Raw genomic sequence first — 25,312 nt, 5'->3', positions numbered from 1 at the left:
CCATTGCGCCTTTACTTCAACTCCCAGGTGTCGTTCTCATCCTCGATAACGGTGAACCAGGGATACACCTGCACCCGCTGTTCATAATGGACCCACCTGCCGTCGACCTCCTCGCCTGCCGCCCGCACAACCTTGGTCTGGCGCCCCAGTGCATCGTACACATAGGTATCGGCATAGGTGCCCTCCCGGGCGCTGTCGTCACTCACCCAGCGCCAGTCGTCAAGGTAGAACGGCAACCAGCTGCGTACCGGTTGCCCCTTGTCATCGAACTCGGTCTTGCCGCTCACCGCCCAGCGCACCGGCGCAGACTCTACCACCGCCCTGCCCTGATCATCGGTTTTCAGCCCACCCGCTTCGGTGCGTACCAGCGCATCACCGGGGGGGGTGAGCGTGGCCACCTGCAGTAACTGCCCGCCACCGGTCAGGGTCACCTGCACCTTCACCTGCTGCTGCGGGTCGTTGTCGTAGCGGTCGGTCGATACCTGTATGACATGCGGCGGCGTACGGCCAGCCATCCCTGCATGCAAAGCCAGGCCATCGGCGCGCAAGCGCTGCACGTCACGCTTCCAGGCCAGTTCGCCGCAGCGCCGCACCGGCTCTACGCTACCGTCGGCGCGCAGCGCCAGGGGCATCCAGCTGTCGGCGACCACCGTGAAGGCCTGGGCCACCGGCACGCCCTTGTGTTCATTGAGCGCCAACGCCTGCTCGACCGTGGCAGGTGGCTCGAAGGGCGTATCCGGGCTGTAGCCGGTCATTACCGGGGTATCGCTGCCGGCCGGCGTTTCGCTGCCGTAAAAGCGCATATGCCGCACGCGCCCCAAGGCATCCAGTGCCACTTCGCTGACGTTGTCGTTGCCATCGACCAGCCGCACCGGCTGCAGGAATCGCCAGTCGCAGGCCTCGACGTTCAGGGCGGTTCCGGCGGCATCGATGACGCAACGCACAGTGATGTCATGGGGGCCGTACAGCAACTGGCTGGGGCCCATGAGCGTGCTTTGCTGCACGCTCATGGGCAACCAGAAGTGCTCCGCCCCCTGATACAGGCTGATGCCATGGTGCCCCGCGTACACCTGTTCGATCACAGGGCTGTGGGGCAGCCCGGGCGCGCCCAGCCCCTCGGGGTCATGGGGGTCAGACAACTCCTGCGCATCGGCTGGACGGTGCATGCCGATATAACCGCCACGGGCCAGCAGTGCTTGCAGCGACTCCTCCTGCAGCCGCCCTTCGAGTGACGAACGTACACTGCCCAACCATACCTCGAGGTCGGCAGGCCATACTCCGGGCTGGCGTACAGCCCACAACAGCGCACGCCATAACATAGGCTGCGCCGCCGGGCGCTCCAACTCACCGTACAACGCCTGAAAGCCTGCCTCATTCAGCGGTGCCACCTCCAGGTGGGCATCTATCACCTGATAGAGAGCGGCCGCGCTGGGGGGGGCGGGCAAACGCCCGCGCAACCGGCTCAACAGCTGCAGGTCCGCAACCTGATCGTTCAAGGCCCGTTCGACCACCACGCCGAGGGCCTGCTCAAAACCATGGCGCAACACATCGAGCGAGGCATCGTCCAGCATCGCCGTACGCGTCCAGGCCACCAGCGCCTGGCGTGACGGCACGGGCGACACGCTGATACCGTCCACGCCGCGCCAGATCACTTTTTCGAAACCTGCCAGGGTAACCCGCTCCGGTTCATCCAAAGGCAAGCCCGCGTCAAGCAATGCCTCAACGCTGAACCCTCCCTCGGGGACTTGCGCCTCACTGAAGTGGATTGCGTCGGTGCGTACGGTGGCTGGCAAGCCGATGACGAAGTCATCCCCGCTATCGAGGTTATGCACGGTGGTGCGGGTCAGACTGGCCCAGCAGTCGTACTGCTGCGGGTCGCAACTCGCATCGATAAGGCCCGCTGGCAAGGCCTCGGGGTAGATGCGTCGCGCGCCCTCTTCCTGGCTTAGTATCTGTGGGCTCAACTGGCGCGGGTAATGAACATCGACGCTCTGCAGCGTGTTGCCAAAGCCGTCTGTCTCAAGCACCAGGCTCTGCGTCACCAGCGGGTCCTGGGCGATACGCTCAGAGGCGAAGGTCAACGCCTCGGCGACACTGGCCAGCGCCGAAGGGCGCAGGCTGTCGGCATTGGCGTAGGCCCGCACCTGCAGTCGCGGCTGGGTCACCTGATAAGGCACGCCGGCCAGTGCCTGGCCATCCTCACCGTACACTTCGCTGCGCAGTGGCTGGCCCCGCAGGGCGCGGTACAGCCAGGCGCGCAGTGCAGGCTCGGGGTCGAACGGCTGCTCACCGGCATCGGTCCAGCGGGTGAAGCGCACAGGCCTTGCGACGAACCCCTGGTCCATATCGGTAAAAGCGCCTGGCGCCTGCCCGTCGTGCGCCTCGACGCCCGAATGGAACCACAGGCAGGTGCGCGCCGGTGGTGAAAGCTCGGCGGCGCTCTGCCCTGCTCGCTGGTGGGTATCGGTGCGCACCAGCCGGGTAAAGCCGGCAAACTCACGCTCGCAGCCATCCCAGACGCCTCCTGCATAGCTAGTCTGGCTGCCCAGGCACTGCCCGGTGATCTGGTTCAGCGTGGTGACCCGGTTGAGGGTATGCACAGGGAACGGCAGGTAACTGACCGGCACTTGCCCGGTGCGCCGCAGCACCTCGGCCTTTTCGTCGAGCCAGGCCTGGGCCGAGCTGCGGTATTCAAGCGTGGTGCAACTGCCCGCATTGTCGGTGATGCGGTTCAACAACCAAGGCCGGGTATCGTTGAAACGGTACGACCAACTGCGCGGCGCATTGCCCGGCTTGCCATGGGGCACGGTCAGCAGCAGGTCCGCCGTGCCCTGCCCGCGCAAATCCACCACCTGCACCTGGCACGTGCTGTCAAGCACCACCCCGGGCGGCGCCGGGATGAACGGGCCCTCTGCATAGCGGTTACCGCATTGGCTGACGAACACCCGGATGCCGTCGGGCTGCAGGTAGAGAATGTCCATGCTGCCCGCGCCATCGGTGTCCGCCAGCAACACCCGTGCGGCAGAAAAATCCTTGACGGCAAAACCTGCAATGCTGATCGCCTCGCCGAAACGCCCGTGCCCCAGCGATGGCCACGCGGTCACCCCGCTGGCGCAAATGCGCAGCAAGTGCGACTGGCCGCTACCGAACGGGTCGTTGAAGGTGACCAGTTGGTGCTGCGCTTCGGCCAGCGACGGCAACGGCTCGCGCCCCTGGTATTGGCGCGTCACTACCGCGGGCCAGCCCTTAAGGCCGGCAGCGGGGTACAGGCGCAGGCTGTCGGCACCCGAGGCCCCTATCAGCACCACATCCTGCTGCCCATCGCCCCCCAGGTCGACCAGTTGTGCCAACGGGTGCTCGAACTCGGCAGGCAGCGCCGACAGCGGCACCAACCCGCCCCAACTACCATCCGGGGCCAGGGTGAAACTGCCGCGCAGGCCATTGCGGGTCACCAGCCATTCAGGCCGGCCATCGCCGTCCAGGTCGACCAGCGCACCGCTGGCATCACCAGGGCGCAGCGGCAGCAGCGCAGGCTCGCCCCAGTTCACCGCATCCGGCTGCTGAGGGTCGAGGGGCTGTTGACGCTGCGGGGCACGATAGCGCCAGGCGCCGTCATCCAGGTACAGCAAGCCCGGCAACCCTTCGCCATACAAGTCGACCATCTGCCAGGCCGGCGACCAGAAACCTTCCAGCGCTTCCAGCGGCTCCCAGCCGGGCGCAACACGGCCCGGGCGGCTCAGGTCAAACTCCAGGGGCGGCATGACCGTGGCAGGGTCATGGGTCACTTGCGATGCCGATACCAGAATACTGGCTACCTCGCTGCTGTCATAAGCCAGGTGCAGGCGCGACACCAACTCGGGGGTGTCGTCGTCCAGCCCCTGCATGCGCGCCGTGCGATGCCACAGCAGCACATCGCGGCATAACCGGCGCAAGCGAACCTCGAAACCCAGGCGCCAGAACGAACAGCAGTCCTTGCGCACCGGCCACTGCTGAATGGGCTCGAACGCAGGTGGCATGGACGGGTCGGCGCCCCGCTCGCCATAGTCGAACAGGGTGAAGGTGAGAAAATCGGCCTCACGAAACGCACCTTGCGGAATCAGCAACGCCTCTGAGGCCAAGGTGTTCATGGCGTATACCGCCTGCGGGTAAACATGGGCCACCAGGGGGTGGTCTGCCAACTCCTGGGCACTGCAGCCAATGCCGTCCTCGCCACGATAGCGATACACCAAGTGTTCGCCGCGGGCAGAGACGGTTTCTTCGAGGTACCAATGCGCGACGTGGCCGGGGTTGGCCGGGTCATGCAACCGGGCGGCAGCCGACCAGCCGTACAGCGAAAGGCTGCCATCGGGCAGAAAGTGCAACCAGAACCCCGGCTCGCCAGCCGCGCCTTCGGCCACCCAATGTTCCAGACGATAGGCAAGGCTGCCCAGGCGCGCCCGCCAGGGGGTAACAGTGTAACTCTGCTCCCCCCCCGAAAAGGGCAACCCGATGGCCCGTCGCGAGGGTCCGGCCAGCAGAATTTCTTCACCCGCCGGCCCCATCAGGCGGTCACTGGCATCATAGTTCGGGAAGCCGAAACGGGTCATGCGCGCCACAGCGGGCAGCGGGAAGTCCCAGCCTACGCCGAACGCGCTGGTACCGCCGGCGGAGGAATACTGAAGCTCAAGGTTGGCGGACAAGGCCCGGCCAACCGGGGATGGCAGCGGTAGCTGCCAGCCGGCGGCGCCATCGGGCCCGCCGGCGGACAACATGCCGCCGCTGATGGCCACCGTACCGCCGCCTTTGGGAAGCGACGGGGCGACATAGGACGGAGTGGGTTGGGGTTTTGAATCAAATGACGGCGTATCTCCAGGCATGAACAAATCCTCGCAAGATGCCCTGCAGCATGAACGGCGCAGCTGAACGATGTGCGCGCACAGGACAACGCCGTCACAACTGACAAGCCTCTCAGGTTAAAATAAAGAAACGAAAACGGGTGTCAGGTATTACTGATGGCGGCATCAACTTCCAACGCAGGGCCGGCATCGGAAACTACAAACCTTAACTTTAAATGCGTACCCGCCTGCCCATTGGCCTTCACAGACCACTTCAGCCCGTCCGCCGTCATCTCGCGGGCGCTTGATGGCGTAATCGTTACTTGCAACTCCCCAGGCGAGTCCATGACATGGTACTCCAGTGCAATCAGCAAGTTCGCCTCGTCCAACGCGCTTCCCTCGCGGGCTACGATAGCCACTTCGTGCGTCTGATCATTGGTAAACCTCAACCAGTCATGATGTTCCACCGACATGCCATCAAACGTCAGCGCCAACTCATCCTCCAGGCCTGTCAATACTGACGTACAGGCCATGGTTACACGCTCGTCGTAGCCCGGCACTTCAGCTTGCAGAGTGAAAGTACCGTAACCGTAAGGTTCTACCACCCATGAGGCCAACGAATGATTCGGGACACCATAATTAGGAAAAGCACTAGCACTGGTAACACTCCCGGGGAGAAAATACAAACTCGAAAACAATGGCATGCCCACGTACGATAGTTTTGGCTCCAATTTAATTCGATTTATTCGTCCCGCCTCAAATCTGCCGGGCGATCCATCATCCGACCAAAATTCATAATCATCATTGGCATTTTGCGACAGCAGCACATTATCGGTCAGTGCAAGCGACGTTCTCAAACGCTCAACATGGCATTGCAAGGTAAACCCACCACTGATCTCCTGCCCGGTCAGCACCCACTCAAGACCACGGCTGTCCAGCGCACGTTTGTGCCCATAAGCCGGCTCGGACTTCAGTCCGTCCTCGGCAAAACTGTCCTCGACGAAGGTTAACCAAGCCTCATACCCGCCTTGCGCCAATGGGCTTTCAGCTTTGGGCATCAACTGCACCTTGTGAGGCGTGCGACGCCGGAAAACCTTCAAGTCGTCAGGTTTCACTGGTAGATCATCGAGCCTCAGTTCGACATGATCTGCGATTTGGGTCGACAGTTGCGCCCCTGCCAGCGAAAGCGGCGTCCCCAAGCTCGCTTGCACGGCTTCCAGCAGGAAATCTCCACATTCGCTACCACTTTGCAGAGTCCAGTGAATGCCCCCCGCCGTCATGCTCTGCTCGGTCGTTGGGGTGAAGCTGATGCCCCGTTGCGCAGCCCCGTCATCAGGCCACTGCAACCTGATCGGCTTGCCATCGAAATAGCTGTCGGGCCGCCTGGGCCTGAGCAGCAGATCGTGGGTACCGGCGAACAAATTGATCAATGGCGACCCTTCGAGTCCGGCAAGCGGTCTGCCATCGAGCAATACCTCCAATTCCTCAAGCCACGGCGTCTCTTCGAACACCGGGAAGTTCAGCACTTGCTGACTTCTCTGCCCCAACTCATCAACACAGGCCACAGTGAACTCGACCCGGTTGTCGGCCCCCTGCTCGCCTGCCTTCGGGCTATACCGCAACTGCGCCACACCGTCGGCATTACTTGTGGTGCGCTGGTACTCGCGGCCATCGAGCAGCCAGGCCACCTCCCTGCCCTGCGGCAGCCGCGCAGGCGCGAACGGGTTGCTCAAGGTGGCGGTCAGCACCGTAGTGTTCTGCTGTTCGATAATCGGTACAACACCATCCCATACCACCTTGGCCACCTCATACCGGCCATCGCCGATGCTCAAGTCAAGGCCATGCAGCGGCGCATGCCAGTAGCTGCCCAAGCCTACAGTCAGCGCCCCGGACAACAGCTGCGGGTCACTGTCGGCAAGCAGTTGCCAGGTGGCAGGCGCCGCATTGGATAGCACCTGGTAGCGATCCTCCTGGTCGGAATCATCGATGTTCAGCACAGGGTCAGCTTCAACCCCGTACTGGACCGGAAGCCCGACGCCTTCGCTACGCCAGAGCAGGCTCGCCTTCTGCCCGTCCCAGGTATCACCCGCCGAAACTTTGGCCTCCAACCGGTGCGTCGCGCCATGGAACAATTTGAATGGAGGCGCGTCCTGCTGGATATTGGCGCCCTGCGGGTCGACGATCAGGCGTAACCCACCGGCACTGCCGAACGCCGGCAAGCGCCAGGTCAGCCGCACATCACGCACGTACAGCAAGGCCGCCTGGGGTGTGCCGGGAGTTTCCAAGGCAACACGAATACGCTTTACACCAGGTGGAATCGCGACCGCTTCCGGCGTCAGTTGGTGCCAGGTCGGGTCCGCCAATATCGGCGTCTGCGGGCCTGGCGGGTTGCCACGCATTGGCTTGCGGTACAGTTCGGCCTGTTCCTGGTCGCCCTCGAGCTGGTAGACGGTCAAGGTACATTCATCGAACCAACTGGCGTTATAGCGGCCGCCCAGCACGCAGTCCGCCTCCTCCTCGTCATCCGGTCCACCTACCGGCAGCTCGACATCCTGCCAGATACGCTGGGCCGCGCGCAGGCCTACATAGGTGCCACCGTCGTCAGACCGGTAGTGCGCAAAATCCAGGTTTCTGCAGCGCCAGGCGCCGCTGCCGTCCTGCCTGATGCTGCCTTCGGGGAACGAAGGTGCTTGGAGTAAATGGTGGCCAGGCGTATCAGCGCCCGCCAGTACAGTGTTCTTGTTCATGATCATTTCCTTATGCAACGGTATTGAAGTGATGCAACCGGCTCAGGCATGCGAGCGCGGTTGCTTTGCAGCCTCGCCCCTGGCGAGCAGCTCATCGACTTGCGTCTCGAACAGCTCCCCGCCATGCAGGGCGAAGTAATAAACATCGACGATGATGTCGCTCAGCCCCTCGAACAGCTCGGCCTGCCCCTGGTGACGGGGGAACCGCAGCTGCCAGTCGGAGACTGCGCCGGTGCCCTCGAAGGGCAGGTAGCGATCGTCGGTTTCAGCGGCGGTGAACAACCCTTTGTCGTGGCCTGCCACTGACAGGCAGACCTGCTGCGCGGGGCGCAAGCTGGTCTTCACATGGGTTTCGCTGGTGATTTCGTTATCACCGGCCAGGTCCGGTGACAGCAACAGCACACCTTCGAAGTCCGGCTTGACCAACAACCGGCTGGCCGTCTGGGTGAGCATGGCGCGCACGTTCTGATAGGGCCCGAGCAAGGCCGGCAGCGTCAGCGCTACCGAGTGCAGGCGGCGCAGGTAATGGCCGGGGTAATCCTTGTTGAACAAGGTTTCGGTCAAGCGAAAGCCCAGCTCGCCATGCTCCAGCAGCGCCTGGCGCAGCGCTTGCCAATCGTCGAGCACGTTACCGCTGTGGTCGCTGACCAGCCCCTGTTCAAGCAACGCCTGCAGCGAGACGGTCTTGCGAATCTCCAGGTGCCGCTCGTTGCGCAACAACGACTCGGCTTCCAGACGTTGCAATTCCAGCTTCAAACTGCCCCCGGCGTTCAAGCCATGGCGACTGTCATCCCAGGCCACTGGTCGAATGACCGGCTGGGCGAAATTGCCGGTTTCGTACTGCCAGCAAGCTTCGGTGCTGTAGCACAGCTCGCAGGCCATGCCGAACAGGGTCCGGTGCCAGGACAATGCCTGGGCCCGCAACCAGCCATACAGGGCCTCGCTGCTGGCTCTGTTGCAGTAGAAGGTATGCAACTGCTCGGCATGCTTGAACGCTTTCTGGCTCTGCGCCAAGGCATTTGCGGCGCCCTGCGTGGCCAGCCGCTGCACGTCGAGTTGCTTGTCGATCGCATCAAGCTCCCTTTCAGCCTGCCTGGCGTGCAGTTGCCACTCCTGCCGGCGGCGCTGATACCCGGCCCGCTCCCTCACCACTTCGGCGGCGCCAAGCTCGGCGTTGGCGATGGACTCGATGGCCTGCCCCGCCGCCCGCATCGGGCCCGCGATCCGCGATCCGCCATTGGCAAGGCCGAACATGTTCGGCAGCGCATCACTGGTATTAGCAGCCCCGATCAAGTCACTGGCGACACGCGACAATGAGCGGCCGTTGCCTTGTAGCGACATCGCTGCCCGTTCTTCGTCCGAGATATTGCTGTCGTAAAGCGCTGCAAAATGCTCATGGCGCTGTTCGATGGCCTTTCGCTGCGCGCCCAAGGCTTGCTCTTGCATGAGCTGCTGCTGATGAAACTGTTGCTGAACGTCGATGGTGTAATGTGCAATTTCCGCAGCCTGCTTGAACTGCAGCGTTTCAAGCTGGGTACGCTCCCCCTGCTCCAGGTAGCCCCGTAGCATCTCGCCGAACTGGATCAAGGTGCTCACCGTGTCCTGGGCCTTGGCCATCAGGGTACGGAAGCGGTAGGCCGGTACCCTGGCCATCGTCCCCATGAGGTGCGACAGGTTGGCCTGCCCGCCCATGCGCGCCGAGAGCAGGTCGAACGGATTGGCCACTGGCGCATACAGCGCCAGGCGCATGGGCATGCCATCGATGGTCAGGAAGTGCCGCAAGTTGGCAAAGCGCTGCTCCAGCAGGCTCCAGGTGTCCAGCAACTGGCGGTTGAACGGCAGGCGAAATGCAGGGTGCGCCGCCGCCCCGGCCCAGAAAAAGGTCGACATCTGCTTGGGCAGGTCCGCCGGCAGACGTAGCCGCCCCTGCTCGGCCGACGGCAATTCAGCCGGCGCCGCTGCCAGCAGTTCGCCCACGGTTTTCGCCTGCCAGGTATCGATTGCCCGCGCATCAGGTGCCTCACCCATCAGGTCCGCTGCCATGCGGTACAGCTGCCAGGCATTGGCCAGGCTGTCCCGCGTCTGGCGGCGGTACAGCAGGTCAGCCTCGCCGATCAGCAGCTCCACATACTGTGCGAACACCGCCTTGCGGTAATGAGAAGGCGCGTACAGGGCAATGGCATGGGGGTCGGTCAGTTCGTGTTCAACCCCGGCGGCCTGGGTATCCTCCTGCAGTATCCACGCGCAATTCCAGTAGTCGGTGGCTGGATGACGCACCGATTGCAGCTTGTGCTGCGGGTCGAAGATCAGCCCGAGCCAACGGCGTGCCTCTGCATGGCGTTCTTCTTCCTGAAGCCGCGAAGCGATCAGGTGCGGTACGTGGAAGAACAGTTCACGCAAGTACAAGCCATTGGCATCGTAGAGGTCCATCAGCGGGTCGGCGGCGCTTGGCCGCCAGCGCTCATAAGCCATGCCCGACGCCCCGGCCACATAGGCAGGCTCGCGCAGGTGTTGTGCATCCCAGGCGAACACCGCCTGCGGGGAGGCTTCGGCGCGGTTGATCAGGTCTGGCACATGCTGCGAGTTCAGGCGTGCGGCAAGGGGTGCGTGCGTACCACCGATATACTCGAAGACCAGGAAGTCGGTGCCACTCGGCTGGCGATCGATATAGGGCGTTACCACCGCATCCACCATGTCACCCCGGATGAGGGTGAAGCTGGACTCCTCGTCTGCCGCGCCGAAGGTGACGTTGATGCTGTCGCCTGCAGTTTGCGGCCACTCATGCACGACCCAATCGGTAGCCGCAGCGCCATTGAGCGTGAGCTCGCCTTCCCAGAGGCTGGTATTGGCAGCCTTCAATACCATGCTTACAGGCTTTGCCTGGCGTACAGTCACGGTAATGACGTTGCCAATGCTTGCCAGAGGTTGGCGGGCAGCGCCATCGATGCTGAGCTCGAAACCGGCCCCGTCACGAACGGCCTGGGGCCCGTAACCGCCCAGCGTGTCGCTCAGGCTGGCCAGGTCCAGCGATGCACGTGCTTCGTACCAGCCGTAGCTGTTTTGCTCGAAGGCTGTCTTCAGGATGCGGGTGTCCTGGGTATTCGGGTGCGTCAATACCACGTGCTCGAAGCTCGGCGCACCTCGCAACCTGCAGCGCAGTGACAGCTCATCGCGGCCGTTGGAGTACACATCGACGAATAACCAGTTGCCGCCGGGCAATGTCCTGTAGCTCAAAATGTTGATGCCCACCGGGACCGCCTGGGTGACTACCCGCGCCGAACGGGCGCGCAGGTGCAGCCGGTGCTTGCCTTCGCGGCGTGGTTCAAGCAAGGCATCCATCGCCATGTAGCGATCGTTGTCAGCACTCGGCTTGATGCTCCTGAGCGCTCTCTCGCTGCCGGCAACCCGTCGCTGCAAGGCCACCTTGCCGGCGCTCTCCTCGAAGTAGTCGAAAAGCCAGGTGCGGGCCGCCAGGTCAAGCGCGTCGGCATCAGGCGCCACGCGTTTGAGTACATCGCGCTGCACGTGGTAGCAACACTCCACCGTCGCCTCGTTACGCTTGCCGACCGCAACAAGCAACTGATCGTCGCTGGCCTGGGCGCCCGCCACCGCTAGCGCCAGCAATCTGTATGGCGCCAGGTCCAACGCGGTAGCCGGTGGCAGGTCCAGGTTCCAGCTGGACAGTGTCTCTGGCGTGGACCATTGCCGGTCCAGCCCCAGGTACATCACATCCAGGCTGAACGGATACCGGCAGGTCTCTTCACCGCTGACCTCCAGCGCCGCGCCATGGTGCAACCAGGCCAGGTACAGCCGCCCGCAGAACATCACCAACCGCGCCTGGACCACGCTTTGCCCCGAAGGCATGCTGATCGCCTGCCACTCACTCCAGGCATCCGGCTGGATAAAGGTAGAGGCCTGGTCCAGCCTGACCTTTGCCTTGCGCCAGTAGTAACGCGGCGGCGAGGCAGTATCCTTGCCCAGCAGGTAGTAATCGGCATTGGCCAGGGTGTGGCCGGCAAACCGGCCTTCATCGTGGTGCGGGCCCGGGTAGTCGATGTAACCGGACTGCACGCGAATACTGTTCTGAAACTCGTATTGCCTGAGGTAGTTCAGCAGCGCCCGCTGGGTGCTGGCATCGTCGATCCGGCCTTGCCCCAACTCGCTCTCCAGGGCCTGGAACAGCTGCGTTCTGCCCGGCCGCAAATCGGCCCGGATGTAGTTCTCGGGGTAGTCCTCAAGCATCTGATAGGCCGCCCATACCGAATAGTTCGACATGGCCTGCTGCCAGAACGCCTGCAGCCCCGGTGCAAACTGCCCGTCGTAGCCAGGCTCGATATTGTTGAAAATCGCGTTGAGGTAGCCTTGCGTACACGCAAGGGCTTCGGCCAGGTACGAAGTGGTTACGGCCGACGTGCACTGGGTGTCCATCATCAGGTAACGGTCCAGGTGCTCGGCGCTGATCATGTTCAGTGCCGAGGCCTGCAGCTTGCCAGGCAGGACATGGTGCACAGCAAACGCACTGAGCGCGTCACGCCATTGCTCGGCCAGGCGTTGAGTCAGTAATTGTTCCATAAGGTTCTCGATTCAGAAGGTTGAATACCGTTGTCAGTCGCGCGGCGGATTGACCACGGCGTCGGTCCAGTACGGGGCCATCGCGTGCTCATGGGTCAGCCCCAGCTGCAGCGCCGCCTCCTGGCGCAGGCCACTTGGTTTGCAGGTGATCGTCCAGGCCACTTCACGGTCTTTGAAGGGGTTATCCGCACCCGGCGGCGGGTCGAACACCAGGCCCAGCGAAGGGGCAGAATTGCGGCCCGAGTACAACAGCTGCATAGGCTCCGCCAGCAGCGGATGATCGGCTGCCAGGCGGTACGTCAAGGTGTGCTGGACCGTCTCGCTGGCCGGTTGGGCAATCACCAGAGGGCCCTCCAGCGGCTGGCCGTCGAACAGGACTTGCAGTTCGAGCGGGGGCAGGAACTTCACAGGTGCAAAGGTGCAGGACTGGCCTTCGCCCCAACTGGCGGTCACCGTCTGCTCGCCAGCCGATTCGCTTTTGAGCAGGAACCTGGCAATGCCGTCCGGCCCGGTCTGGCGCAGTACTGGTTCCAGTTGCTGGCCTTGAACTGCCCAGGTAATCGGGTAACGCGCCACCGGTTGGCCGGCGCTGCTGAAGATATGCACTTCGTATTCACTCGCGCTGATACCGTCGGCCAGCGGCCAGTGTAGGCTTGCCCGGGAATCATGCAGCCGCGCATCGGCTACCACATCGAAGGTCAGTACCTTGCTGAAGTAGCCCTCGGGAGCCGCGGCGGACACCAGCGTGACAGTGACGCTGACGGTACCGGCCTGAGTGGCATCGAGGGTTGCACTGGCCACCCCTTGCGCATCGCTCTGCTGATCGTGATCGCCCAGTGCAGCCCCGGTACATGCCCAGGCCAGCGCCTGGCCGGCGACCAGGGCGCCATCGAGCCCCAGGATCGTGGCCTGCACCACGATGGGCTCGCCGACCACCGCCTGGCTGGTGAGCAGCAGTGCGCTTGCGTATGGAAGGTCGTCGAAACCGACGGTGAACAGCTCGGGGTTGGCAGTACCGCCCGCATACCACACCCTCACCTGCCCCTGGCCCGGCTGCAGGCTGCGCAGGTCAATGCGGCTGTAGCCTTCGCTGTCGGTCAGGGTCTGCCCGTCGGTGCCGGCGAATTCGCCTATCTGGCTGACCCAATGCACCAGGCGGTCTACGCCCAGGTTGTCGTATTTGTCCTGCAGCCGCGCGGCAAAGCTGTAGAACCCTTTGTTGCCCGCCAACTGCCAAGGCTCACGCGGCTTGCCCTCTACCGGCAGCAACATCAGCGAGTCTTCATCGCAGTCGATGACAACCGGGGGGGCGAAGGCCTGGCTGTCCAACAGGTAGGTCGCACTCACGTTCGCAACACCTACCTGCCGCCCGGCCTGCAATTGCACGCTGGCCACACCCTGCTCGTCGGTATAGCTGTAATGGTCGAGCAGCGTCCCCAGGGTCGTGGCCCACGCCACCCGGATACCGGCAACCGGTTGGCTGTTCATATCCAGCAAGGTCAAGGTGACCGTACAGGCTTCACCCGCTTTGCGCGCAATCAGCCGCGCCTGGCTCACCAGGCAGCGCGACGACAGGCTCTGGCGCAATTCGCCATCCTGGGGGGCCTGTTGGACTGCACGCTCCAGGCTGCTGAGCATTTCTTGCGCCGCGTCGCGATGAGCCTGGGTACTTGAGTGCTCACTGAGTTTGCTGAGCTTCATCAACGATGCAGCGCTCAACCCGGTGTGCTCGCAAAGCTCGCGTGTATCCACCAGCACGCACAACTGTGCCAGGTTGCGGATGATACCGTCGGCGGCAACATACCCCGCCACATCCAGTACCTCACGTACCCCCCAACCCAGCCAGCTGGCAATTTTCTGTGCCGCCGCGTCCCGCACCAGGCGCTGTTCGTTGGGCGTCATCTCGCCCAACGCTGCAAGCCTGGTGAAGTACCCCAGCAGGTGCTCCTCTGGCTGCTTTGCAAGGCGCAGGCAATGTGTGTAGCGCTCAAGGTAATACAGTGTGTGCAGGGTAAGTTCGGTCGAGCGCAGGCTGAAGCGTGGCTGCTCGGCACTAGTCAGCATGCTGCTCAGTAACGCCGGGCTCAAGGCGAACCGGCTAACCACCTCGGCGCAGCGCTCCATGCGCTGCAGCAGGGTGGTCATGTTCTTCATCGCCACAGATTGATGCTGCACAGGCTCGAAGCCCACCGCAGCCTCAAGTAACCCGTGCACCTTGCCGTCGGCCCAGAAGATCACCGGCACCACGTGGCTGGCCTGTAACGACAGCATCTGCGACAACCGCGCCTGCACTACCCCCCATTGCTCCAGGCGCATGCGCAGAATCACCCCCAGCACCAATGCCTTGAGACGCTCACGCAGGTCTTGCGGCATGGCTGGTAGCTCGTTGTCAGGCTGCTCGTCGCTGCTCTCCAGGCGCGCGATGACCACGTCGATCTCGCGCTCGGCGAAGTTCTCGTACAGCTTGGGGTCAAGGTCCTCTTCGGTGTGCCCAGTGTCGGTAACCAGCCCGTGCGCGTCTACGATCTGGCTCAGGTGGTCATGCCAGCGGGTGCTTTTCAGCGGCGTTACGCCTGCCTGCTCCAGGGCGCGCTCGAGGTCCAGGTAAGGCAGCAGGTCGCGCTTGAGCTCACTGAACAGCGTAACGACCGCCTCAGGCACCACATCGGCGTTGCTCACCGGCAACAATTGCTGCACAAGCCAGGCGATGGGCAGGCTCTGCTGCTGGCACCAGAGCACGCACTGGCACACCGCATGGACCACGCTGACAGTGTCGGCCTGAGCGTAGCTTCGGTACATCGCGTTGTGCGGCGTACCGGTCAACTGCAGGGCGAACTGCCCTTGCGGGCTGAGCACCTCAAGCAGCGACAACAGCTCGATGGTGCTGACCTTCAGCAATCGGGCCAGCAGGGTTACCCGGTAGAAAGCACTGATGGTGGCGAGCGATCGTCGCAGCCGCGCCTGCCCTTGCCCCTGCATCACGCTGCGTGCCAGGTAGCGAAACGTTTCCAGGTTGATGCCCAAGCCGCTGCACAGCAGGTCGACGGTGAGTTTGCTCTGTGCATCTTCACCGGCAATGTCGAACCATTGGCCGTCGAGCACCAATGCAGTCGCCACTCCACGGTTGAACACCCGGTCGAAATGGCTCAGCGTGTCGCCAACTGCAAACACCGACATGTCCGACAACAACGCAGCGAAGTCTTCGGCGCTGCAGGCGAAACGCTCGCGCAAGTATTGGAACAGGCCCAGTGCGCGTATCGTGTTGGCGGTCATCTGCAGCGGCTTGCCCTGCTCGTCGACAGCCCCCAGGCGCTCGGCATCGATGGACGCGCACACCACCTGGTCTGCCTGCTGGAAAGGCAGTTGCAGGGCAAGGGCCAGGCGCATCAGGCGCTGCACACGGTCACAACGCGCCTCGCTCAAAAAGCGGAACTGGTGGAGCAAGGGATCGCCGGCATCGTTGGCCACCGACACGGGTTCAGGCCCCCCACTATTGATGAAGCGTGCACCGAACAGGCCCGGGGAAACCGGGCCGGACATGGCACTTTCGAGCGCATTTTCAGAACGCCGTGGTGCGCAGGCGGCCAGGCCGAACAACGCCTCCATCTCGAGCTGGCTCAGTTGCACTGCCTGGCAGAAATTGACCACGTTTTGCAGGCTTGGAAAGGCCGGCACACCGAAGTAGCGCATGAAGAAACCCGCATCATCCTCGGCTGCGGTTTGCGGCAGGCCCGTCAAGCGGCGGCTCTGAGGGTTGTACCGCAACACGCCTGGGGTGCCGAAGTACGGCGCCTCGGTGAGCAGCGCGCGCAAGCCGGGGCCCAGCGATGCGTCCTGTTGCAGGGCGGTATCCGACCACTGCGAGTGGGCGCCGGGCTGAATGAAGTAGGGGCTGTCCAGATCCGACAGCCGGGAAACATCGCTCAGGCCTAGTTTGTTGTGAGCCAGCACCGTCCTGATCTGTTGCCAGTGCGCTTCATAAGGGAACTGCCTGAGCGGCGTGAAGACCTGTAGCAAAGTGTCTTCGAGCGCCATGCGGCTATCGGCTGCCTGGTGCGACTCGCTGCCGATGGCATGCGCCAGTACATGGTTGACTACCTCGACCTGGCTTACCTCGCGATTCATGGTCTGCTCGTCGAGCGACAGCTCAAACAGGTCTGGGCGACGGTTGCGCAGGGTCAGGGTTTTGTTCGGGTCACCGAGTGCTTCGACGTGCTCGCTGGCAAACATGAGCATGTCGACCAGGTATGCCGCCGGGGAGGTCGTCGCGTCGACGGCCTGGGGGTGGGTGTTGTCGCCCCAACTGGGGGAGAACTGGTTTTCGAAGGTAGGGCCGTTGCTCAGGGCCAGAGGGCCTTTGGTTTCATCGCCGGGGCGCCGGCCTTGCACCTTGAGCCGCTGCTCGCGGAACGCGCGCATCATGGCCGCGGCGCCAACGTCCAGGCGCGCCTTCAAGCGCTTCGCTTCGTCCATCTGCACGCTTGGGTAGCTATCCATCAGCGCCTGGAGAGGCTTGCGTTGCAATGCCAGTAGCGAGCGCTGGCCGTCAGGGGCTGGCTGGGTGCCCGGTTCGGTCTCGAGGATCCGCTGCAGGGGGGTTGAGGGGGTACAGTCGTTATGTTCAGGCATGGGGGTTCCTTGGGGCGAAGGCCTTGGAACGCCCTTCGCCGGGTTGCGATATGGGCTGGATGCTAGGTTGGGGGCGAATGGGGTAACTGGTGGGGTTGGGGTTGCGGGGTGGGGGATGGATGGCTGGGGGTCGGGTTCGGGTTCGGGGCTTTAGGGTGATTGCTTTGGGAGATGTATGCGCATTCGTTGACGATGAGCGCTTTTCGTCACCTTTCCGCCCTTACGGCGGCCTACTTTTGTCTTGGCAAAAGTAGGCAAAACCGCCTGCTCCTATCATCCGGCCCCCTACGCTGCGCTCCGGGGGTACCCTCGCTCCGGGCTTGCTCCGGAGGTACGCGCCGACGGGCCGTCCCTGGCCCGATCGGCGCTCGACCGGCATCCATGCCGGTCGCCCTCCTACGCAATCCCTACGCTCGGCCTCCTGAAGTCGCGATTTGTGTTGTCTGAACTACCGCGCACTTAGAAGCAAGATCAAGAGCCAGATCAAGAGCTGGGATGTTGGTTTGATTGTTATTGATGTGTTGTTTGTTCTAACGCCGTCGCGGAGCAAGCCCGCTCCCACAGTAAGTACACGGCCGGCGTGGGAGCGGGCTTGTCCAGCGATTCAATCCTGAGTTCCCACGGTGGCAACTAGCGACCGAGCTGCGTACTCATAGGCGCCGCCACTAACTTCGCGACTTCAGGAGGCCGAACGCAGGGATTGCGTAGGGGGGCGACCGGCATGGATGCCGGTCGAGCGCCGATCGGGCCAGGGACGGCCCGTCGGCGCGTACCCCCGGAGCAAGCCCGGAGTGAGGGAACCCCGGAGCGAAGCGCAGGGGCCGGATGAATGGAGCGAGGATTTTTTGGTGACTTTTTGATCCTTCAAAAAGTTACCCGCCGTAAGGGCGGAAAGGTGAATAAGCGTCAATACAAATAATGAATGCACATACAACTTCCAAACCCATCCAAAACAACTAAAACAACTAAACTCCGATCAACAAACCAACAGCGTACAACACAAAACTTAAGCCACCTGCACAAACGCCATCGCCGGCAAGCCGGCTCCTACAACTAACGCAGAAAGGCCGCCCCGCCGAACGGCATTGAAATCAGTGAGCCGGCCCTCTCTCACTCCCCCCCATCACCCCAAACCGCCCCGCATGGAAGTCATCGAACGACTCAGCAATCTCAGCCTGGCTGTTCATCACAAACGGCCCATACCCCACGATCGGCTCATCGATCGGCTCACCGCTGAGCAGCAACACACTGACATCCTCCAGCGCCTCGACCCGCACACCGTACCCCTCACGCTCGAACAACACCAGGCTGGCCGGCCCCGCCTCGCGCTCGGCATTGACCCGCAAGCGCCCGCGCAACACCACCAGCGCGGCATTGCGCCCGGCAGCCACAGGCAACTGCAGGCTGGCCCCGGCCTTGAGCCGCATATCCCACACATCCATGTCGGTGAACGTACGGGCAGGCCCCTGCTGCCCCAGGTAACGCCCGGCGATCACCCGCAGGCTGCCAGCCCCCCCCTCAAGGCTCACAACCGGGATATCACTGGCCAGCAAGGTCTGGTAGCCCGCCGCAGCACGCTTGTCCCTGGCCGGCAGGTTGACCCACAACTGCACCATCTCCAGCGTGCCACCGCTCTGGGCGAACGCCTGGGAATGAAACTCCTCATGGATGATGCCGCCGGCAGCGGTCATCCATTGCACGTCACCCGGGCCGATCAGGCCGCCAGCACCGGTGGAGTCGCGATGCTCCAGCTCACCCTGGTAGACGATGGTCACCGTCTCGAACCCCCGGTGCGGGTGCTGGCCGACGCCACGGCGCTCAGTGGTGGGGTTGAATACGTGAGGGCCGGCGTAGTCCAGCAGCAGGAACGGGCTGATATGCCGGGCGAGATGGTCGTAGGTGAACAGGCTGCGCACGGGGAAGCCGTCACCTACCCAATGGGCGTGGGGGCTATGGTGGATACCCTGGATGTTTTTCATGAACTGGCTCCTCTTGGATAGGTATCACCTTACCGGTGAAGCCAATCAGGCGGTAGATAGCTGTATTGGCATGGATCGTTCCATCAATGGAACAGCCCAAACCATCGCGGGGCAAGCCCGCCCCCACGCGTAAACCCCGTAATGAGGCATGGCGTGGGAGCGGGCTTGCCCCGCGATAGGGTCAGTGGCCGATCAGGCGATCGCCGCGTCCACCAGTACCTGCGCTTCTTGCACCAGGCGCGCCAGGTGCGCCTCGTCGATGAAGCTCTCGGCGTAGATCTTGTAGATGTCCTCGGTACCGGACGGCCGTGCGGCGAACCAGCCATTGGCGGTCATCACCTTCAGGCCACCAATGGCCTGGCCATTGCCCGGTGCGTGGCTGAGGATCTGCTCGATCGGCTCGCCGGCAAGCTCGGTGGACTTCACCTGCTCCGGCGCCAGCTTGCTCAGCAGGGCTTTTTGCCGGGCGTCGGCCTTTGCCTCGACGCGGGTGGCGTAGGGCTTGCCCAGCCTGGCGGTCAGGTCGGCGTAGATCTGGCTCGGGTTGCGGCCAGTGCGGGCAGTCATCTCGGCAGCCAGCAGGGCCGGGATCAAGCCGTCCTTGTCGGTGGCCCAGACCGAACCGTCACGGCGCAGGAACGAAGCACCCGCGCTCTCCTCGCCACCAAAGCCCAGCGAGCCGTCAAACAGGCCCTGGGCGAAGAACTTGAAGCCCACCGGCACCTCATAAAGCTCGCGGCCAAGCCCCGCAGTGACTCGGTCGATCAAGCCGCTGGAGACCACAGTCTTGCCCACGGCGGCGTCACTGCGCCATTGCGGGCGGTTGCGGTACAGGTAGTCGATGGCCACGGCCAGGTAGTTGTTCGGCTGCAGCAGGCCGTCGGGGGTGACGATGCCGTGGCGGTCGTGGTCCGGGTCGCAGGCAAAGGCCACGTCGAAGCGCTCGCGCAGGCCGATCAGGCCCTGCATGGCGTGGGGCGAGGACGGGTCCATGCGGATCTGCCCGTCCCAATCGACGGTCATGAAGCGGAAGGTCGGGTCCACTTCGGTGTTTACCACCTCCAGGTTCAGCTGGTAGCGCTCGGCGATGGCCGACCAGTAGCGCACCCCTGCCCCGCCCAGCGGGTCGACGCCCAGGCGCAGGTTGGCGGCGCGAATCACTTCGAAGTCGATGACGCTTTCGAGGTCGTTGACGTAGCTGGTCACGTAGTCATGGCGGCGGGTGGTCGGAGCCTTGAGCGCCTGCTGGTAGTCCATGCGCTTGACGCCGGCCAGGCCTGCGGCCAACAGCTCGTTGGCCTTGGCCTCGACCCACTTGGTCACGTCGCTGTCGGCCGGGCCGCCGTTGGGCGGGTTGTACTTGAAGCCGCCACTCTGCGGCGGGTTGTGCGACGGGGTGATGACGATGCCGTCGGCCAGGCCCTGCTGGCGGCCGCGGTTGTAACACAGGATGGCGTGGGACACAGCAGGCGTCGGGGTGTACTCGTCATCCTTGCTCAGGGCCACTTGCACGCCGTTGGCGGCCAGCACTTCCAGGGCACTGGCAGCGGCCGGGGCAGACAGCGCGTGTGTGTCGGCGCCGATGAACAGCGGGCCGTCGATGCCCTTCTCCTGGCGGTACAGGCAGATGGCCTGGGTGATCGCCAGTACATGGTACTCGTTGAAGCTCAGGTCGAACGAACTGCCCCGGTGGCCCGAGGTGCCGAAGGCCACGCGCTGGGCCGCCACGGCTGCGTCGGGGCGGCCGGTGTAGTAGGCGGTGAGCAGGCGGGGGATATCGACCAGCGCACTGGCCGGAGCCAGCTTGCCTGCCAAAGGACTGAGCGTCATGCAGAACCTCGAAAGCAACGAATGTTGGGGTTGGAACGCGCAGTGTACTGGGAGTTTCAGCGCCAGGCGATGGGGGCGTTCAGGCGCAGTGCCACCAGCTGGGAAACATCTGCCGCACCCGCGGTTCGGCGAAGCGCTCGTCGATCAGCAGCAGCACGCCGCGGTCGTCATCGCCGCGGATCACCCTCCCGGCCGCCTGGATCACCTTGCGCACCCCCGGGTACAGGTAGGCGTAGTCGAAACCTGCACCAAATTGGCGGCCCAGGCGCTGCTTGAATTGCTCGTTGACCGGATTGACCTGGGGTAGCCCTAACGTCGCGACGAATGCACCGATCAGACGCGTACCGGGCAGGTCGACGCCCTCGCCGAAAGCGCCGCCCAGTACGGCAAAGCCCACGCCCTGACCATCGGCGACAAAGCGCGCGAGGAACGCTTCGCGGCTGGCCTCATCCATGCCCGGCGCCTGGCGCCACTGGGGCAAGCCCGGATAGCGCTCGGCTAGCAGCCGGGCCACCTGCTCCAGGTACTCGAAGCTGCTGAAAAAGGCCAGGTAGTTGCCCGGCTGGCGCTGGTACTGCCCGGCGATCAACTCGACGATGGGCGCCAACGAGGCCTGGCGCTGCTGGTAGCGGGTGGAAACATCACTGACGATGCGCACCTGCAACTGCTCGGCACGAAACGGCGCGGCCACCTCCAGCCAGGCGGTGTCGGCGGGCATGCCCAGCAGGTCGCTGTAAAAATGCCGCGGGTTGAGGGTGGCCGAGAACAGCGTCACGCTGCGCGCTGCAGCCATGCGCGGTGCCAGCAGCCGCGCCGGCACCACGTTACGCAGGCACAGGGTAGCCAGGCGCTTGCCTTTGGGGCCGCTGCGCGGGCTGATGTCGAACAGAAAGTGCTCATCGAACAGCTCGGCAACCCGGCTGAACTGCAAGGCCTGGTAAAAGAACTCCAGCACCTTGGGCTCAAGCTCGGCCGGGGCCTGGTTCATGCGTTCCTGGATCTGCCCGATGCATTGTTGCAGCGCCCGCAGGAAGGCCTCCGGCAGTTGCTCGCTGGCCTGGTAAGGCGCTACTTGGGCTTTATACAGGGCATTCCACTGCCGGTTGAGGCGGTCCAGCGCGCTGCCAAGGCCTGCCGGCTTGCTCTGGCGCAGGGCCAGCAACTGGCCCTGGTCGAGGCCCGCGCTGTACATCGCCCGCCCGCGCTCCACCAGGTTGTGGGCCTCGTCGACCAGCACCGCCGTGCGCCACTGGTTGAGCTGGGCCAAGCCAAACAGCAGCGCGTGGGCATCGAAGTAGTAGTTGTAGTCGGCCACCAGAACATCGGCCCAGCGGGCCATTTCCTGCCCCAGGTAGTAGGGGCACACCTGGTGCGCCAGGGCCACTTCGCGCAATGCCGCGCGGTCCAGCAGCGCCACCTGCGCTGCAGCTTCGCGGGCTGCGGGCAGACGGTCGTAGAAACCCTTGGCCAGCGGGCAGGACTCACCATGGCAGGCGTTTTCGGGGTATTCGCAGGCCTTGTCACGGGCGATCAGCTCCAGCGTGCGCAACGCCGGCTGCGGGCTGTGCCGGGTGAGCTGGCGCAGGGCATCCAGGGCCAGGGCGCGGCCCGGGGTCTTGGCGGTGAGGAAGTACAGCTTGTCGAGCTGCTGCGGCACCACCGCCTTGAGCAGCGGGAACAAGGTGCCGAGGGTCTTGCCAATGCCGGTGCTGGCCTGGGCCATCAGGCAGCGGCCGGTGCTCACCGCCTTGTACAGGGTTTCGGCCAGTTGCCGCTGGCCCTGGCGAAACTCGGGGTACGGGAAGGTCAACGCCCGCAGGCCGTCGTCGCGGGCCAGCAAACGTTGCTGCTGCATGTGCGCCCAGGCCAGAAAACGTTGGCACTGGGTTTGGAAAAAGGCTTGCAGCCCGACGGCCGTGTGGCGCTCGCTGATAACGGTCTGGCCGTCGCTGTCGACGTCGAGATACACCAGCGCAACGTCGATCTCGCCCAGCTGGCGTGCCTGACACAGCAGCCAGGCGTAGACCTTTGCCTGGGCCCAGTGCAGTTGGCGATGGTTGGCCGGCTGGCGGGCCAGGTCGCCGCGGTGGGTCTTGATTTCTTCCAGGCGATTGCGCGCCGGGTCGTAGCCGTCGGCCCGGCCGCGTACACGCAGGCTCTGGTACTCGCCTTCCAGCGCCACTTCGGCCTCGTAGCCGGCATCGCGGCGGGCCACCACCCGGCGATGGCCGGCGATACCTTCCTGGGCGGTGGGCGAAGGGGTAAAGCGCAGGTCGAGGTCGCCGACCTTGGCGCTGAATTCGCACAGGGCGCGCACCGCGACGGTGTAGCTCATGCCGCTGGCGCCCAACGCACGTGACAGACCGCAACCGGCAGGCCGTGCTGCTGGCAGAACTCAAGCCAGCGCAGCTGGTTGTCTTGCAGGCGGTCACCCGGCCCCTTGACCTCGACCATGCGATAACGGCCCTGCTCGGGCCAGAACTGGATCAGGTCGGGCATACCGGCGCGGTTGTTGCGGATGTCCTGCAACAGGCGCTTGAAACAGGCTTTGAGGTGCGCTGCCGGCAGGCAGGCCAGGGCCTGCTCCAACAGCTCTTCGTCGAGCATCTGCCAGAACACGAACGGCGATTGCAGCCCCTGCTTGGCACCATGGCAGGTGCGCATGGCATCACGGTAGCTGCCATCCTCGAGCCGCCCCAGGCAGCGCTCGAACAGCGCCGCGCGGCGCTGCTGAAAGTCGGCATCGTGCAAGTCTTGCGGGCCGGCCTGGAACGGGTGGAAGAACGCCCCGGGCAACGGGGCGAAAATCGCCTCCCAGCACAGCAGGCCGAACAGGCTGTTGAACAGGGTGTTTTCGACATAGTGGGCCGCCCCACCCTGCCCCTGCAGGTATAGCCGCACCGCCTCCTCCACGCCCAGCGCGGCGAATTCGGCCGGCAGCTGCAGCTCGATCAGCTCGACCGGGTTGGCCCGCCGGCGTGGCTGCGGCGGCCCGCCCAGCTTGCGCGCAAGGCGCGGCAACAGGCGCTCGAGGGCCTGGCGCTCCAACGCATTGGCCGGTGCTGCGGCCATATTCAGCGCCAAGGCATGGGCTGCGGCCCACTGCTCGCTGCGCTCCAGCACCCGCACCTGGCGGATGCGCGCCTCGGGGTGCGCGCAAGCGCCGTAGATCCGCAGCGCCAGCGCCCAGTCAGCCATGCGCTCGCATTGCTGGCCAACGGCATACAGCACTCGCGCGCGGCGCCGGGCCAGCCAGGGGTTATGGCTGTCCAGGCCCTCGAGCAAGGCCAGCAGGGTGGCCGGTGCCTCGCCCTGCTCCAGGCGCTCGGCGCACTGGTGCAGGGCCATGGCCAGGTCGACCTCGCAGCGCAGGCGCAGGGCGCGGGAATCGTCGCTGAACGGCACCTGCTCGTAACGCCAAACGCCCAGATCGGCCAGTACGAACTCGTGCCAGTCCTGGTACAGGTTGCCGAAAAACAGCAGGCGCAGGCGGTCACACAAAGGTTGCAGGCGCCAATGCACGATTTGCGCAGTAAACCCCGGGAACCACTGGGCCAGCGGGCGGGGTTGCAACGCCAGTGGCTGCAGTTGCTCGAGCAATTCGGCCTTGCCCGCTCTGGGCCGCGCCAGTTGCCCGGCAAAGCAACTGGCCGCTTCGTCCTTGCGCAGCAGCGGCCACAACTGCTCCAGTGCCAGCGGCGCGTCAGCGTCGACCCAGCCCAGCGCCAGCAGCGGCGCCAGGGCGTTGTGGGTGTCGCCGATCTCGGCGTACTCAAGCTTGTCGCTGCGAAACAGCTCGCCCTTGCGCATCACCATGCGCACCAACAGCGCCTGTGATGCGGTTGGCAGGCCGGCGAAGGCATCGATAAAGCCCTGCTCGTGGTGGTCGAGCAGGTCGGCATAACGCTGCCCGACCCAGCCCAGCACCTGGCGGAAGTTGTGCAGGTAGTACAGCGGGTCGTCTACGGAGTGGGCGATCACAGAGGTTAGGTCGGGCGTGGGAATGGCCACTGGTTATACATACAGACCCAAGGGTTGGGCAAGCGCTACGGATCACGTCGGCGGCCAACAGATTTTAAACTGAGGTCAACAGAAATCGGACCGAGCCCGCTATCTCTACTCCGGGCTGCATCTTGCCCCCCCTAAGCTTGTGGCGCTACGGCGACGAATGGTTGGTTTATTTAGACCTAAGAACAGGCGAAATCGCCGTCGTGGTTGACGGATGAAGTATTGGGCGTGGGAGACCACGCAGGATGGCTCAAGTGTTGGCATTCACGTTCCAGATATGAAGAAGGTGCCCTCGATAATCGACACCCACTGGCGGCCATTTGGTTCAGGGTCGGTGGCGATCAGCCTTGTCCTGGCTGCAGGACCATCAATGGGTGGGTTATTCAAAGGTCAGCCACTGCACGTGGAGGTCGGACGCACCAGTTCCATGATCGTGGCGGCAATCAGCCCCTCGGTGGTGGAGGGGCTGAATTCATGTGATTGCATCCCTCATTCAAGCCTCGATGTTCAGATTCAATGTCTGTGGGAAATTTGTATCACTTTGCGCTGACAGGCAATCGACCAGACCCTGCCCCCTCACCAGAGCCGTTTTCATGGGTGCTACGCCCTGCGCGAAACGCAGGGGTGAGAGCGCTCACTCCTGACGGACCGCTTTCGACCCCAAGCTGCCTTTGTGGGAGCGGGTTCACCCGCGAACACGGGCAAAGCCCGTGCCAGCCTCCGCGTTGCCTGT

Annotated in this window: 8 protein-coding genes; all 8 read right to left on the bottom strand. The window is 63.9% G+C overall.

Translation table 11 applies throughout. The features are described from left to right. Positions 1 to 11: 11 nt before the first annotated feature. The gene (locus tag KSS93_RS16050; protein WP_217884970.1) at positions 12 to 4,856 is read right to left on the bottom strand and encodes a SpvB/TcaC N-terminal domain-containing protein; all 4,845 of its coding nucleotides are present in this window, start codon (positions 4,854 to 4,856) and stop codon (positions 12 to 14) included. A gap of 122 nt (positions 4,857 to 4,978) precedes the next feature. After that, on the bottom strand, positions 4,979 to 7,561 hold the full coding sequence (locus tag KSS93_RS16045; RefSeq protein ID WP_217884969.1) for a hypothetical protein: 2,583 nt from the start codon (positions 7,559 to 7,561) through the stop codon (positions 4,979 to 4,981). 42 nt (positions 7,562 to 7,603) lie between these two features. Beyond that, positions 7,604 to 12,133: a Tc toxin subunit A-related protein gene (locus KSS93_RS16040; protein WP_217884968.1), complete on the bottom strand. Its 4,530-nt coding sequence runs from the start codon at positions 12,131 to 12,133 to the stop codon at positions 7,604 to 7,606. A gap of 33 nt (positions 12,134 to 12,166) precedes the next feature. Continuing rightward, a complete protein-coding gene (locus KSS93_RS16035) occupies positions 12,167 to 16,762 on the bottom strand; it encodes an Ig-like domain-containing protein (RefSeq protein ID WP_217884967.1) in 4,596 nt (1,531 codons plus the stop codon). A 1,091-nt stretch (positions 16,763 to 17,853) separates the two neighbouring features. Further along, positions 17,854 to 18,741 carry a pirin family protein gene (locus tag KSS93_RS16030; protein WP_217884966.1) on the bottom strand — a complete coding sequence of 296 codons (888 nt, stop codon included), beginning with the start codon at positions 18,739 to 18,741 and terminating at the stop codon, positions 17,854 to 17,856. A gap of 192 nt (positions 18,742 to 18,933) precedes the next feature. Then, on the bottom strand, positions 18,934 to 20,571 hold the full coding sequence (gene pgm / locus KSS93_RS16025; protein WP_217884965.1) for a phosphoglucomutase (alpha-D-glucose-1,6-bisphosphate-dependent): 1,638 nt from the start codon (positions 20,569 to 20,571) through the stop codon (positions 18,934 to 18,936). Positions 20,572 to 20,650: 79 nt separating this feature from the next. Next, complete coding sequence (locus KSS93_RS16020; RefSeq protein WP_217884964.1) at positions 20,651 to 22,906, bottom strand: ATP-dependent DNA helicase; 2,256 nt, start codon at positions 22,904 to 22,906, stop codon at positions 20,651 to 20,653. Further along, complete coding sequence (locus KSS93_RS16015) at positions 22,903 to 24,552, bottom strand: VRR-NUC domain-containing protein (RefSeq protein WP_217884963.1); 1,650 nt, start codon at positions 24,550 to 24,552, stop codon at positions 22,903 to 22,905. Before KSS93_RS16015 ends, KSS93_RS16020 begins: the two co-directional genes overlap by 4 nt. Positions 24,553 to 25,312 lie beyond the last annotated feature (760 nt).

It is taken from the genome of Pseudomonas xanthosomatis, from assembly GCF_019139835.1.
Taxonomy (GTDB): Bacteria; Pseudomonadota; Gammaproteobacteria; order Pseudomonadales; family Pseudomonadaceae; genus Aquipseudomonas; species Aquipseudomonas fakonensis.
The sequence above is the reverse complement of the archived record's forward strand: the minus strand, read 5'-3'. Positions and strand labels throughout refer to the sequence as shown.

What these genes read in the sequence shown, in the direction of transcription:
- KSS93_RS16050 (WP_217884970.1), bottom strand. Translation starts at nt 4,856, where the DNA reads ATGCCTGGAGATACGCCGTCATTTGATTCAAAACCCCAACCCACTCCG.
- KSS93_RS16045 (WP_217884969.1), bottom strand. Translation starts at nt 7,561, where the DNA reads ATGAACAAGAACACTGTACTGGCGGGCGCTGATACGCCTGGCCACCAT.
- KSS93_RS16040 (WP_217884968.1), bottom strand. Translation starts at nt 12,133, where the DNA reads ATGGAACAATTACTGACTCAACGCCTGGCCGAGCAATGGCGTGACGCG.
- KSS93_RS16035 (WP_217884967.1), bottom strand. Translation starts at nt 16,762, where the DNA reads ATGCCTGAACATAACGACTGTACCCCCTCAACCCCCCTGCAGCGGATC.
- KSS93_RS16030 (WP_217884966.1), bottom strand. Translation starts at nt 18,741, where the DNA reads ATGAAAAACATCCAGGGTATCCACCATAGCCCCCACGCCCATTGGGTA.
- pgm (WP_217884965.1), bottom strand. Translation starts at nt 20,571, where the DNA reads ATGACGCTCAGTCCTTTGGCAGGCAAGCTGGCTCCGGCCAGTGCGCTG.
- KSS93_RS16020 (WP_217884964.1), bottom strand. Translation starts at nt 22,906, where the DNA reads ATGAGCTACACCGTCGCGGTGCGCGCCCTGTGCGAATTCAGCGCCAAG.